This window comes from Mucilaginibacter sp. (assembly GCF_036568825.1).
Lineage (GTDB): Bacteria > Bacteroidota > Bacteroidia > Sphingobacteriales > Sphingobacteriaceae > Mucilaginibacter.
This window is the reverse complement of the sequence record NZ_DATCRU010000001.1, coordinates 1-12,927: the sequence shown is the minus strand read 5'-3', so window position 1 is coordinate 12,927 and position 12,927 is coordinate 1. Positions and strand designations below refer to the sequence as shown.

At 42.7% G+C, this 12,927-nt stretch carries 13 protein-coding genes; 8 read left to right on the top strand and 5 right to left on the bottom strand.

The annotated features are described in order from the left end of the window. Positions 1 to 5 precede the first annotated feature (5 nt). Positions 6 to 2,477 (bottom strand): ABC transporter permease, encoded by a 2,472-nt coding sequence (locus VIM89_RS00065; protein WP_488154067.1) that lies wholly within the window; start codon positions 2,475 to 2,477, stop codon positions 6 to 8. Between the two features lie 194 nt (positions 2,478 to 2,671). On the opposite strand from VIM89_RS00065, the gene VIM89_RS00060 reads away from it, so the two are divergent. The 3 genes from VIM89_RS00060 to VIM89_RS00050 are packed head-to-tail and all read left to right on the top strand — an operon-like array spanning position 2,672 to position 5,068. Next, positions 2,672 to 3,247, top strand: coding sequence for an RNA polymerase sigma factor (locus tag VIM89_RS00060; RefSeq protein ID WP_488154066.1), 576 nt, complete (start codon positions 2,672 to 2,674; stop codon positions 3,245 to 3,247). Then, positions 3,244 to 3,807 (top strand): hypothetical protein, encoded by a 564-nt coding sequence (locus tag VIM89_RS00055; RefSeq protein ID WP_488154065.1) that lies wholly within the window; start codon positions 3,244 to 3,246, stop codon positions 3,805 to 3,807. The genes VIM89_RS00060 and VIM89_RS00055 overlap by 4 nt, the downstream gene beginning before the upstream one ends. Beyond that, on the top strand, positions 3,788 to 5,068 hold the full coding sequence (locus VIM89_RS00050) for a hypothetical protein (protein ID WP_488154064.1): 1,281 nt from the start codon (positions 3,788 to 3,790) through the stop codon (positions 5,066 to 5,068). Before VIM89_RS00055 ends, VIM89_RS00050 begins: the two co-directional genes overlap by 20 nt. Positions 5,069 to 5,148: 80 nt before the next feature. Here VIM89_RS00050 and VIM89_RS00045 read toward each other — a convergent pair whose 3' ends face one another. Then, on the bottom strand, positions 5,149 to 6,336 hold the full coding sequence (locus VIM89_RS00045; protein ID WP_488154063.1) for a class I SAM-dependent rRNA methyltransferase: 1,188 nt from the start codon (positions 6,334 to 6,336) through the stop codon (positions 5,149 to 5,151). A 142-nt stretch (positions 6,337 to 6,478) separates the two neighbouring features. On the opposite strand from VIM89_RS00045, the gene efp reads away from it, so the two are divergent. From efp to VIM89_RS00030, 3 genes are all read left to right on the top strand, one after another. Further along, positions 6,479 to 7,042: an elongation factor P gene (gene efp, locus VIM89_RS00040; RefSeq protein ID WP_488154062.1), complete on the top strand. Its 564-nt coding sequence runs from the start codon at positions 6,479 to 6,481 to the stop codon at positions 7,040 to 7,042. 78 nt (positions 7,043 to 7,120) lie between these two features. Next, positions 7,121 to 7,405 carry a nucleotidyltransferase family protein gene (locus VIM89_RS00035; RefSeq protein WP_488154061.1) on the top strand — a complete coding sequence of 95 codons (285 nt, stop codon included), beginning with the start codon at positions 7,121 to 7,123 and terminating at the stop codon, positions 7,403 to 7,405. Beyond that, on the top strand, positions 7,402 to 7,731 hold the full coding sequence (locus VIM89_RS00030; protein ID WP_488154060.1) for a HepT-like ribonuclease domain-containing protein: 330 nt from the start codon (positions 7,402 to 7,404) through the stop codon (positions 7,729 to 7,731). The genes VIM89_RS00035 and VIM89_RS00030 overlap by 4 nt, the downstream gene beginning before the upstream one ends. Positions 7,732 to 7,734: 3 nt before the next feature. Here VIM89_RS00030 and VIM89_RS00025 read toward each other — a convergent pair whose 3' ends face one another. The 3 genes from VIM89_RS00025 to VIM89_RS00015 all read right to left on the bottom strand — a co-directional run bounded on the left by VIM89_RS00025 (position 7,735) and on the right by VIM89_RS00015 (position 9,692). After that, entirely contained in the window at positions 7,735 to 8,502 is a 768-nt protein-coding gene (locus tag VIM89_RS00025; protein ID WP_488154059.1) for an exodeoxyribonuclease III, read from the bottom strand. A 38-nt stretch (positions 8,503 to 8,540) separates the two neighbouring features. After that, entirely contained in the window at positions 8,541 to 9,251 is a 711-nt protein-coding gene (locus VIM89_RS00020) for a peptidylprolyl isomerase (protein ID WP_488154058.1), read from the bottom strand. Between the two features lie 102 nt (positions 9,252 to 9,353). After that, a complete protein-coding gene (locus VIM89_RS00015; protein ID WP_488154057.1) occupies positions 9,354 to 9,692 on the bottom strand; it encodes a hypothetical protein in 339 nt (112 codons plus the stop codon). Between the two features lie 149 nt (positions 9,693 to 9,841). On the opposite strand from VIM89_RS00015, the gene VIM89_RS00010 reads away from it, so the two are divergent. Next, positions 9,842 to 10,150 (top strand): hypothetical protein, encoded by a 309-nt coding sequence (locus tag VIM89_RS00010; RefSeq protein ID WP_488154056.1) that lies wholly within the window; start codon positions 9,842 to 9,844, stop codon positions 10,148 to 10,150. A gap of 56 nt (positions 10,151 to 10,206) precedes the next feature. Then, positions 10,207 to 12,729, top strand: a complete 2,523-nt coding sequence (locus VIM89_RS00005) for a TonB-dependent receptor (protein ID WP_488154055.1) — start codon at positions 10,207 to 10,209, stop codon at positions 12,727 to 12,729. Positions 12,730 to 12,927: the final 198 nt, after the last annotated feature.

The window sequence follows — 12,927 nt, the reverse complement described above, 5'->3', positions numbered from 1 at the left end:
TATATCTACTCATTCCTCAAACTCTTAATAGGGTTACTTATAGCCGCTTTAACCGATTGAAAGCTAATCGTGATAAGCGCGATCAGCACCGCAGCTAAACCAGATAATAGGAACACCCACCAACTAATTGCTATCCGATATGCAAAATCCTGCAGCCATGCGTGCATAAAGTAATAAGCCAAAGGCGATGCTATGAGTATGGCAATACCTACAAGGGTTACAAAATCCCTGTTTAACAGGGTAACGATGCCTGATACACTTGCACCCAGTACTTTCCGTACGGCAATTTCTTTCATGCGCTGCTGTGCGGTGAAAGTTGCTAGTCCGAACAGACCCATGCAGGAAATAAAAATGGCAATCACCATGGCGATGTTTAGTAAAGCGGAAGTCTTTTGCTCGCTATCGTAAAGTTTGGCAATGTTGTCATCAAAAAAGTGATACTCAAATTTTTCGTTTGGATACAGTCCTTTCCAGATATTTTGAGCTTGTTCAATATCTTTTTTAAAGCTGCCGGTCTCGCCGCTTTTTGCAGTCAACTTGATGCTGATCGCTCTTTCAATACCAGAATTGGATGTAATGAAAAAAGGTGGTATAGCATCGTGCAATGAATAAGCGTTAAAATCCTTCACTACACCGACGATCACTCCTTTGCGATCATCAATACCCGAATTGGCTGTTTTGCCAATAATCTCATGCGGATCTTTGAACCCTAATTGTTTAACAGCAGTTTCGTTAACCAGAAACTCCGCGGTACTATCTGATCCGGTTAAGTTTCTTCCGGCAATTATTTTAAGTCCAAATAATGGCACATAATTTTGATCTCCGGCTTCATAGGCGGCGCTGAGTTTTACATCGGGAGCGGTGGTTAGCTCAAAATGAGTTTGTGAGTGTACTTTGGCGGCAGGAGCATCAAGCATTACACTTGCCCCGGCCACATCTGGCAAATTTTTAAGTTTCTGAGCGAAAACCGCCGCGCGTTGATTTGGATTATTAAAGCCGGTGTAGAAAGTAATAATAGCATCCTTATTAAAGCCGAGGTCTTTATTCAATATATAATGCAGCTGATTGCCAACGATGAACGTGCTGATGACAAAAATGAGCGATACCGTAAACTGGAAAACGATGAGTGTCTTACGCAAATAACCACCTCCGATTTTTTGTGTTCCGTGGCCTTTTAGTGTTAATACTGTTTTGTAGGATGATAAAACCTTTGCCGGATAAAAACCTGCCAGAAGGGTTGTTATCAGGGTAATCCCAACCAAAAACAACAAAGTGAAAGGGCTCAACAAATTGAATGATACACCTACAGGTATTAAATTATGTAATCCATTCAAAACCGGGAAAGCGATAATTATTGAGACGATTACCGCGAGTAAAGTCAATAGAAAGGTCTCCGATAAAAACTGCAGTATCAATCCATTTCGACTGCTGCCCAACACTTTACGAACGCCAATCTCCCTTGCCCGATACAATGACCTTGCGGTAGACAGGTTAACAAAATTGATGATCGCGATGACCAATACGAATGCGGCAATACCGATCAATCCATACAAAGTAGGCAAATGTGCTTTGCCTGAATAAAAGTCGTGATAGTTGCTATCGAAATGGATATCATTTAACGGCTGCAACTTTAACCTAACAGTATGCCCTGGGTAGGGTGGAATATGCCTTTGTACAAATGCCGGAAATTGCTTTTCGATCTGCTCCTTGCTGATACCTTTAGGCAATTTTACAAATCCCTGTGCAGTACCGTTCCAATTACCCCAATGATTGTAACGGATCAGATCTTTCAAAAAGCTGTGATTAATGGTTTCTGAAGAAATAAAATCTTTAAAGCCAAAGTCGGTTTGCTTATTCCAATCTTTGACTACGCCGGATACAGTTAAAGTTAGCGAATCGCTTAATATCACATCACGATACAAAATAGTCTTGCCTACAGCATTCGTAGCTCCTCCTGGCCCAAAATATTTATCGGCTTCGCTTTCTGACAACACCACTTTAAAAGGCTCAGCTAATGCTGTTTGAGGATTGCCCTGAAGCCATTGGTATTTAAACAGATCAAAATATTGAGGATCGGCAATAATGATGGGCGATGCCTCCTCGCCCAATCTTACCGGATCAAATTTTTTGATGGTTTGCCCGGCATCATTTTTTATCGATACACCCGCATAATAATTAAAAAATGTCGCCACTCTTTCAAAGCCTGTCAACTCGTTGCGGGCTGTCATTGGCAAAGCATTGATCATCCCTGCTACGTAGTCCCTATTTCCGGTAGCATTATCCTGCTGCTCAGAAACTAAGCGATAAATACGGTCCTTGTCAGGATGAAAATTATCAAAACCTAGTTCAAAGCTCACGATCAGGAAGATAATCAGCGCTGAGCAAATTCCCAGAGCCAGGCCCAACACATTGATTAGCGTGTTCGAGCGGTGTTTCGCGATGTTTCTCCAGGCTGTTTTAAAGTAATTTTTTATCATGGCAGGTGCGCTTATTACGAATCTTTTCGTAAATATCATGCCAAATAAGCATGCCATTGATAATTAACTAGTTAATATTATTTGTTGGATTGATTTGTATCAAAATCGAACGTCGGCTGTTCGCTTACAAAACAATTTCTTTATCTTAATTTAAGAATCCATGCAACGTTCAAAAAATCAATGCGTCATATATCGTGAAAGCTGAAAATTTGGAATCCGTATACATTGATAAGCATTACGACCTGGTGGTTGAGTGTAAGCGTGGCAGTAAAAAAGCCTGCTTCGAGCTCTACCGTCTGTATTCTAAAGCGATGTTAAACATTGCTTTTAGAATAGTAGGCAGCGTTGATGAGGCTGAAGACGTATTACAGGAAGCCTTTTTGGATGCTTTTAACAGGATAAAGGACTTTCGCCAGGAAACAACTTTTGGCTTGTGGTTAAAACAAATCGTGGTTCACCGGTCTATCAACCTGTTGCGCAAGCGCAGATTGGAACTGGTTGAACTGGATGAGGGACATACCGAAAGCATTGCCGAAGAGGAAGTTGAGGACGATGAGGAAGTTCAATATAAAGTGGCCCAGGTGAAGGATGCTATGAAAGAGCTGCCCGATGGTTACAGGATAGTACTATCATTGTACCTGCTTGAGGGCTACGACCATGAGGAAATAGGCGAAATACTCGATATTTCTGAAAATACCTCGAGAACACAGTTTTTGAGGGCGAAAAGAAAGTTAAATGAGATTTTAATAAAAAGAGGAATAACATCATGAGCAAGCGATTAGAGGATTTCATTAAAATGAACAGGGACGAGTTTGATGATCTTGAACCATCAGGTGATCTGTGGGCTAAGATCGAGCAGCACTTACCGCCCGAAGGCACAGCGATAAAACCGCGTGAGGCAAAAACCTTCTCGCTCAGCTTCGTGCTGAAGGTGGCGGCGTCTGTCATCATTGTAATGGGGGTAGGCTTTGGTTTTTATCTGCATCATGAAAGAAGCGAGGCGGTGAATTTTGCGGCTATCAACCCAACCTACGCCAAACAGCAAATGCATTATGCATCGCTGGTGCAAAATCAGCGTAAAGAATTAAAATCCATCGCTAAATCAGACCCTGATCTGTATAAAGAGTTCAGCGGAGAAATAACAAAAATGGATTCTACCTATAACAGGTTAAAAAAGGATCTGGCGACCAGCCCTAACCAGGAGCGTGTACTGCGCGCCATGATACGCAACCTGCAAATACAAAGCGAGATACTTAACCAGCAACTGGAAGTTATAGAGCAGATCAACCAAACCAAAAAGGAGCAAAGTAATGATACCAAAAATATATAAACCGGCCTTATTCATCGCAGCATTGCTGGCAGCCGTCCAGCCAGTTCTGGCACAGGATGCGGCCGACAGCACAGGCAACTCCGGCTTTAACAATGAGTCGTTCAACAAGAGCGTGAAAGTGCTCGATATGAAGGTGAACGTTAATACCAAACGTTTGGAGCTGGCCATGGATAAAATGGGCAGAAAGCTCGACGCGAATTTCAGAGATTTTCATAAAAACCTGCACGTCAATGAACTGGTATCAAACATTACTTCAACTGTAAATGATGCCGTTCACAGCGTAACGATGAGCGTTTCGGATTATGACAATGACGGTGCAAACAATACCTCAACTAACAGTCCGCAGGAAAGGGTTAAAAATTACAGCAAATCGTATTCGGTTGACGGCAACGATAAACTGGCCCTCGATAACAAATATGGCAGGGTAAGTATTAATACCTGGAGTAAAAACGAGGTAAAAGTTGATGTGCAGATAAAAGGTATGGCCAGCGACGATGAAACTGCCCAGAAATTGGTTGACGCGATCACTATTTCTGACAGCAAGGACGGCAATACGGTTTCATTCCGGACCAATTTTGGTTCGAACAACAGTTCGATATGGAACCTGTTCAATAATATGAACGACCGCCACCGCGCCGAAGTGAATTACACCGTCTATATGCCGTCAACCATGTCGCTCGATCTGCGGAACAGGTACGGTTCAGTTTCATTACCAAGCCTGAGCGGGAAGGTTACCATGGAGATCGCTTACGGCTCGCTGGTATCAAAGGCACTGACCAATCCTTCCAACGAATTTAGTTTCCGTTATTCTGAGATAAATATTGAAGAAGTAAAAGGCTGTGATTTAAATCTGTCCTATGGCTCATTAAAATTGGGTACAGTAGGCCGTTTAGATGCTAATGTTAACTATGCCCCGATTGATATAGAGAAATTGAATAATTCGGGCACAATAAGCGCAAAATATGGCGGCGGCGTGAAAATAGGTGAGATCAGCAAGGCTTTGAAGAACCTGGATATCGACACCAAATATTCCAGCGTGAATATCGGCTTAAAAGGTGACGAAAGCTTTGACTTTGATGTAACCGTAAAATATGGCAGCTTTAATTTTGATGATAATCGCCTTAAGATAACCGGAAAATCACCATCTGACGATTCACGTGGCTACCACCCTACAAAAAACTATAAAGGCTACGCCGGTAACAGCAATTCAAACAACAAGATCAGCATTAATACTACTTATCAGAGCGTGAAGCTGGAGTAGTTTTAAGAACAAAGAGTCAAGAATCGAGAATCAGGAGAATGATTATCTTGAATCTTGGCTCTTGACTCTTGGATCTTTCTTCAATAAACCCTGCAAAGCAAGCCCTTCAGGTATTCTCCTTCAGGAAACGAAGCTCTTACCGGGTGATCTTCCGGCTGGCAATATTGATAGATAAACTGCACTTCTTTACCGGCATCCAAAGCGGCCCAGGCCAAAACTTGTTTAAATGTATCTATATCCATCGCTCCCGAACAGGAGAAGGTGGCCAATAAACCGCCTTTTTCAAGCAATAACATACCTAAACGATTCAAATCCTTATAAGCGCGGGTCGCCTTATCTAAAGCAGAACGTGATGGCGCATATTTTGGTGGATCAAGCACGACGATATCAAACTTTTCGCCCTGCTCACGTAATGCACGAAGCTGTTTATTGACGTCAGATTGAACAGCACTGTGCTTTGAAGCATTAAGTTTATTTAGTTCAATATTTTTCTTTAGCGTCTCAATGGCCAAAGCCGAACTATCTACACTGGTTACCGCAGAAGCTCCATTTTTTAACGCATTCAAAGTAAACCCTCCCGTGTAGCTGAAGCAATCCAGTACTTTTTTGCCTTTGGCATGTAAAGCGGTAATCATTCGGTTATCGCGCTGATCGCAATAAAAACCTGATTTCTGCCCCTCAGCTATATTGATCCCGTAAACCACATTATTCTCCAGCACCTCTACAATTTCGGGCGGATGTTCGCCCGATAAAACCTGATTCGTAGTTTCCAAGCCTTCATGTGCCCTTGAGGAAGCATCACTCTTATCAAAAATACCTTTAGGCTTCAGCAGCTTTTGCAGTTCATCAATAATAACCGGCATATTCCGTTCAATACCGGAGGTAAGCACCTGCACAGCCAGGTAATCCGCATATTTATCGACAATCAATCCGGGTAGATAATCGGCCTCACTAAAAATCAAGCGGCATGTATTGGTTCTACCATCTTCTAAAACCCCACTGCGACTTGCCACTGCAACTGCCACTTTTTTCCTGAACCAATCTTCATTAATCTCAACAGTCTCATCCCATTCCAGCAAACGCATAGCAACCCGCGATTGGCTATTATAGAACCCATAAGCCATAAATTCACCTTTATCGCTTAGCAAACGTACAATATCGCCATTGGCAGGTTTGCCTTTAACACGCTCTATAGCCCCTGAAAATAACCAGGGGTGCCGCTGAAGCACTGCCTTTTCCTTACCCTTTTTTAATATCACATCAAACATCCGACAAAGGTAACACGATTATGGGATTTAATTGATTAATGAATTTCGGGTTTCAATATCCTGAAAATCAACCAATCATTTAATCGTGTTCTTGTTTCTTTGCGCATAAGTGGCTAAGTTTGCGCCTCAATAAAAAATTTATATGGCTAAAGCATCAGATATAAAAAATGGCAATATCCTTCGCTTTAATGGCGAGTTAGTGCAGGTGGAAGAGTTTATACATCGTACCCCGGGCAACCTGCGTGCCTTTTACCAGGCGCGTATGCGTAACGTAAAAACCGGCAAGCTGGTTGAATACCGTTTCCGTACGGACGAGGAGGTGGATATTGCACGCGTGGAAACCAACGATTACCAATACCTGTATGAAGATGGTAACGACCTTGTGATCATGGACAATACCACTTACGAACAACATAACGTACCAAAATTCTTGTTTGGCGATGCAGTTAAATTTTTAAAGGAAGGTGTTAACGTGATCGTAGCGTTTGAAAGCGATGAGCCGATCATGGCAAAAACACCATCATCTGTTGAGCTGGAAATCACTTATACTGAGCCAGCTGTAGCAGGCAACACTTCAACTAACGCGATGAAAAATGCGACGGTTGAAACCGGTGCTGAAATCAAAGTTCCGTTATTCATCAACATAGGCGATAAAGTAAAAATTGATACTGCAAGTGGCGCTTATTCTGAGCGTGTAAAAGGTTAATTGATAAGATCAAATGAATTGCAAAAGGCTTCCAAATGGAAGCCTTTTGTTTTATATATTAATGCATTATCTTTGTTTATGCAGCAACTGGAGCAATATCAGCAACTTATACTACCTGTTTTAAAAAGATACCTTATAAAACGGGCCGCAATATTTGGCTCCTTTGCAAAAGGTAATACCACAGCAAACAGTGACATCGATCTGCTCATCGAACCAGAGAATAATTTTACACTTTTCAAAATGTTGCAGCTGGAACAAGAAATATCTCAGCTTATAAATCGAAAAGTTGATCTCGTGGAATACAGCGCATTGAAACCCTCCATCAAAAATGAAGTCCTACGCTCTGCTATTACCATTTTATGAGTAGGTCTGATCGGGTTTATATACAAGACATCATTGAATCTATAGAGATGATCTTTACCTATGTCGACAATAAAACCGACTTTGAGTTCTCAAGAAATTTAATGCTTCAGGATGCCGTTATCAGAAGATTTGAAATTATCGGCGAAGCTGCCTCGAAAATATCCGAACAAACCAAAGCTCAAAATCCGGGTGTACAATGGAAGCTTATGAAAGCCATGCGCAATAAGCTTATTCATGAATATTTTGGTGTATCAGCTGTAACAATTTATTCAACGGTAAAATTTGACCTTCCTATTTTAAAGCAACAGCTCGATAAACTCGTTTAATAACTAAAACTCTAACTCTAGTAGGACGGGGCAATGATCCGAATGCTTCGCTTCCGGCAATATGGCGCAGCGTTTAATATTTTCTTCCAGTTCTTTTGTTGCCATAGCATAATCGATACGCCAGCCCAGATTCTTCGCACGTGAGTTAGCACGGAAACTCCACCAGGTATAATTGTGGGGTTCCTTGTTCAGGTGCCTGAAAGCATCGATGTAACCCGACTCAATAAAATTTTCCATCCATTCACGTTCCTCAGGCAAAAAGCCGGATGAATTGGCGTTTGATTTTGGGTTATGGATATCGATGGGCCGGTGACAAATATTATAATCACCGCAGATCACCAGTTTGGGATATTCAACCTTTAACAGGGTCAGGTATTTACCAAACTCATCCAGGAAACGGTATTTAAATATCTGCCGGTCATCTCCGCTTGATCCGGAAGGGAAGTAGACGCTCATCACAGAAACATCATCAAAATCAACACGGATATTACGGCCTTCGCGATCGAAATCGGGGATGCCGCAACCATATTCTACATGTTTGGGGAGTATCTTGGTAAAAATAGCCGTCCCGCTATACCCTTTCTTCTCCGCCGGGAACCAATAGTGCTGATAGCCCATTGCATCTACCAAACCCAGATCAGTCAGCACATCGGGAGTAGCTTTTATTTCCTGCAGGCAAACCACATCGGCATTAGTAGCCTGCAACCAGGCCAGCCAGTTTTTGTTGATTGCCGAGCGGATGCCGTTAACGTTATAGGTAATAATCTTCATGTGTTTTGATTTCGGAATTCGGAAGTTCGATTTTGGATTTATTTTTCTCCTAAACCTAACAATTCATCCAGCTGTTTACACTCTTTTTTACTCAGCAACTCTACAGTCATTGGTACATCTACCACCGGGCGGTCTCGTTCGCCGGTTTTTACGGCAGCTATGCGGTCTACCATATCCATCCCCATTACTACTTCACCATAAACGGTATAGTTCTGATCGAGCTGAGGTGTGCCGCCGACGCTTTCGTACCATTCGCGCTGCCATTGCGGGAATTTATGACCGTTCATTCTTGGCGCTTTCTCAAGGGTATCTAATTTACCTGAAGTATAGCGCTTCCCCTCAACAATATAAAACTGGCAGCCGCTGGATGCTTTTTTAGGATTATCATCACGTGCAGCAGCTAACACACCTCGTTTATGAAAAATGCTATCCTTAAATTCAGCCGGAACAGTATAACCTGTATCACCATTACCCAGCTCAGCGCCGGGGGTAGCCTTTTTGGGATCTTTCGAATCCGGGTCACCACCCTGTATCATAAAATTTTGTATCACCCGGTGAAACAGCGTACCATTATAAAACCCCTGTTTGGTCAGCTTAATGAAATTGTCACGATGCTGTGGTGTTTCGTTATACAAGCGGATAATGCATTCGCCATAACTGGTTTTAATGCGCACGTACTGGTTCTTCGGACCGCCGGCAAAAGCGTTTACTGTGATCAGGAGGAATAAAAATGTTAATAGCTTCTTCATATTGTTATAGGTTGTAAATGTTGGAGTTGTTGTAGAGGTTGTAAAAGTTATAACAGTCGAACCACTTCAACATCTACAACCCTTACAACTTCTACAACCAAACTACATCGACTCAAAATACTCAATTATCAATGATTTCATCAGCATTTCCTGTTCCAGCAGGGTATAATTAGGTATCGTTTTCACCAGCTTCCAGTGTGGCCAGCCGTCCTGGTCGAGGCCTTCGAGCTCGTAAAAACCCATCTGGCTGAACAGCTTGCAGGTGGCAATATGCATCAGCTCTTCTTTTTGGCGCTTGCTGAACTTTTTTGGTCCCTGACCCAATTCCTGCACACCTATCAAAAACAACATCACCTTAATATCAGGCGTATCGGTATCAAAATCTGCCGCTATCCTTTGCTGCAGCTCCGTCCATTTCAAATTAACTTCAGCGGGCTTCATGTGCCAAATATACATGGACGCCTGTATTTAAAGAATTTCGCAGAACAACTTTACCACGACATTGTTACGATTACATGATATTTTGCATTCGTATTTAACTATTTTTGTGCGAAATGCGTCTTATACATAAAATCAAACGCAATTGGGTTTTGAGACGAGCTAAATTACATATCATTTACACCTGGATCGTGCTATTCTGCTTTGCGGCGGGGCAGGTAATGGTATATGCCCACCAGCATTTGGTGAAATACAAAACGCACCAAACCGCTCAAAATCAAACCACCGTATCTGAAAAGTGTCAGATCTGCGATGCAATGCATCATACCAGTATGACGCTGACCGAAAACTATTATTTTATCCCGAATGTTTCCTCAGATCATGTTTACAAGCAAGGTAAATACGATTTTGTAAGCATATCACTTATCCTTTCGGCAGGCCGTTCGCCTCCCATGTCATAATATTCCAGTTTAACAATCTGCCTTACTGGCAATATTATTGATTTAACAACACTATTATGAAACTCAAACTGCTATATAGCATTTTAACACTATTTATATATTCTATGGCATTTGCGAGTGTCAAACCGGTTAAAGACAGTATCCCTAACGGGGACGTTTTGGGTACGCTCTCCGGTACGATCACCGATAAAGCCGATGGCAAGCCCATTCCCGGAGCCACCGTTTCTATCCCCGATTTACGCATCGGAACTGTATCCGATGCGAACGGTAAATATACACTCGGGCAATTACCAAAAGGTGTTTACCTCGTCCAGGTAAGCTTTGTTGGCTACGCTACATTCAATCAACGTGTCGATCTGACAAAAACTACCAAATTGGATATCATATTACAGGCATCCTCCATTGAAGCGGCAGAAGTAGTGATCACAGGCGTAAGTAAAGCCACCGAAATTAAACGCGACCCTGTACCGATGGCGGCTGTAAGCAAAACTTATATCGATCAGCACTCCGCTTCAACCAATGTGATCGACGAGATTGCCAATCTGCCGGGCATTAGCGCCGTTACTACCGGTCCTAATGTTTCCAAGCCGTTTATACATGGTTTGGGTTATAATCGCGTAGTTACTTTGCAGGACGGTATCCGCCAGGAAGGTCAGCAATGGGGTGATGAACACGGCATTGAGGTCGACCAGAACTCCATCGACCGCGTAGAGGTAATTAAGGGACCCGCCAGCTTGAGCTACGGTTCTGACGCTATTGGCGGTGTAGTGAATCTGCTATCGCCTCCACCTGTTCCGCAGGGCAAAATATTAGGTTCGTTTACCGGCGATTATGGTACGAATAACAATTTGTTGAGCGGCTCATTCCGGTTGCAGGGTAATAATAACGGTTTAGTTTGGGGAACAATCGTTTCTGCTAAAGAAGCAAAAGACTACCAAAATGAGCATGACGGGAGAGTTTATGGAACCGGCTTCCGAGAGAAAGATGCCCGTGTGATGGTTGGGTTGAATAAATCTTGGGGATATTCTTACTTTAATGCCTCCGTATTTGATGATGAACAGGAAATCCCCGATGGCAGCCGTGATTCGCTTACACGCAAATTTACACAACAGATCACCGATGCTGATACTTACCGTCCTATCGTTCCTGAGTCGGTTTTGAATTCTTATGCTATTACGCCACTGCATCAGCATGTGCAGTTGTACCGCATTTACAACAACAGCAACTTTACCCTGGGTAATGGTAACCTGATCGTAAATCTCGGCTATCAATACAGTCACCGCCGTGAATATACCCACCCTACCGAACCCGATATTGCCGGATTGAACCTTCACCTGAGCACTTACACTTATGACGTGAAGTATAATTATGTGATAGGTAATGATTTTGAAACCACAGTAGGTGTCAATGGTCAATATCAAAACAATACTATTGGCGATGCAACCGATTTCCCGATTCCGGCTTATCATCAATTTGATATCGGGCCGTTCTTTATTATCAAGAAATCGTTTGGCAAATTAGACCTGGAAGGCGGTGCACGCTATGACAGCCGCTCATTCCATAGCCAGGCGGCTTATATCGATACTACGGTAGCCTACTATCCATCGTTGTACAATGGACCAAACCCAACCACAACGCCTAACATAGCACAGCAATTTACAGCGTTGAATAAAACATTCACCGGCGCTACCGGAAGTTTTGGTGCGACCTACAATTTCTCCAATCAATTCCTGATCAAGGCGAATATTGCGCGCGGTTTCCGTGCGCCAAGTATTGCTGAGCTGTCGGCCAATGGCCCCGATCCCGGTTCGCAGATCTATCACGTAGGTAATCCCAACTTTAAACCGGAATTTAATGTGCAGGAGGATTTGGGCGCATTTCTGACCTTGCCGAATTTATCGGCCAGTGTGGAAGTATTTAATAATAATATTCAGAATTACATCTTCCAGCAGCAAGTATTGAACCCGGATGGCACACCGGCACATAACCCGACGTTCCCGTTGTATAATGAGTTTACCTATGTACAAAGTCATGCACGCATCAACGGCGGAGAGGTAAATCTTGATCTACACCCGTGGAAATGGCTGCATTTTGAAAACTCATTGAGCCTGACCTATGGCACTAACTTAGGCACTGGTGGCAAAATAGCCGACAGTTTGAAGTACCTTCCGTTTATTCCGCCACTGCATACGCATTCTGAATTGCGCGGAACTTTTGCCAAGGGATTCGGATCATTCAAAAATGTATATGGATTTGTAGGCTTCGACCATTACGATGCGCAGGATAAATTCTTTGCTGCTTATGGCACAGAAACCTATACCGCAGGATATAACCTGATAAGCGCCGGTTTTGGTGGAAATATCGTCAATTCCGCAGGTGACCCTGTCTTAAAAATATTTGTGGAGGGAACCAATCTGGGTAATAAGAATTATCAATCGAATATGAGTCGCCTGAAATATTTTGATAATCCAACCGTACCGGCAGGTGTTCAGCCTGGCATATTTAATATGGGGAGGAATATCAGTATAAAGGTGGTGGTGCCATTTGATCTGTCGCCGCACCAGAAGACGAACGGATAAAATAATTTTATTCCAATAGAAACGCCCCGAATATCGGGGCGTTTCTATTTTACATATTTTGTCATCCTATGTTTGTGGATAGGATAAAAACAATGTGAGTTAAGAGTAGATTTAGTGCAGAAGAAAAGGGTAAAGAAAAAGATTACGATTTGTCATTGGCTGTAGGAAGCCGTTCGGAATGCTAATCACTTTACCCCT

Coding starts and splice junctions, on each gene's coding strand:
- VIM89_RS00065 (WP_488154067.1), bottom strand. CDS start 2,477: ATGATAAAAAATTACTTTAAAACAGCCTGGAGAAACATCGCGAAACAC.
- VIM89_RS00055 (WP_488154065.1), top strand. CDS start 3,244: ATGAGCAAGCGATTAGAGGATTTCATTAAAATGAACAGGGACGAGTTT.
- VIM89_RS00050 (WP_488154064.1), top strand. CDS start 3,788: ATGATACCAAAAATATATAAACCGGCCTTATTCATCGCAGCATTGCTG.
- VIM89_RS00045 (WP_488154063.1), bottom strand. CDS start 6,336: ATGTTTGATGTGATATTAAAAAAGGGTAAGGAAAAGGCAGTGCTTCAG.
- efp (WP_488154062.1), top strand. CDS start 6,479: ATGGCTAAAGCATCAGATATAAAAAATGGCAATATCCTTCGCTTTAAT.
- VIM89_RS00035 (WP_488154061.1), top strand. CDS start 7,121: ATGCAGCAACTGGAGCAATATCAGCAACTTATACTACCTGTTTTAAAA.
- VIM89_RS00030 (WP_488154060.1), top strand. CDS start 7,402: ATGAGTAGGTCTGATCGGGTTTATATACAAGACATCATTGAATCTATA.
- VIM89_RS00025 (WP_488154059.1), bottom strand. CDS start 8,502: ATGAAGATTATTACCTATAACGTTAACGGCATCCGCTCGGCAATCAAC.
- VIM89_RS00020 (WP_488154058.1), bottom strand. CDS start 9,251: ATGAAGAAGCTATTAACATTTTTATTCCTCCTGATCACAGTAAACGCT.
- VIM89_RS00015 (WP_488154057.1), bottom strand. CDS start 9,692: ATGAAGCCCGCTGAAGTTAATTTGAAATGGACGGAGCTGCAGCAAAGG.
- VIM89_RS00005 (WP_488154055.1), top strand. CDS start 10,207: ATGAAACTCAAACTGCTATATAGCATTTTAACACTATTTATATATTCT.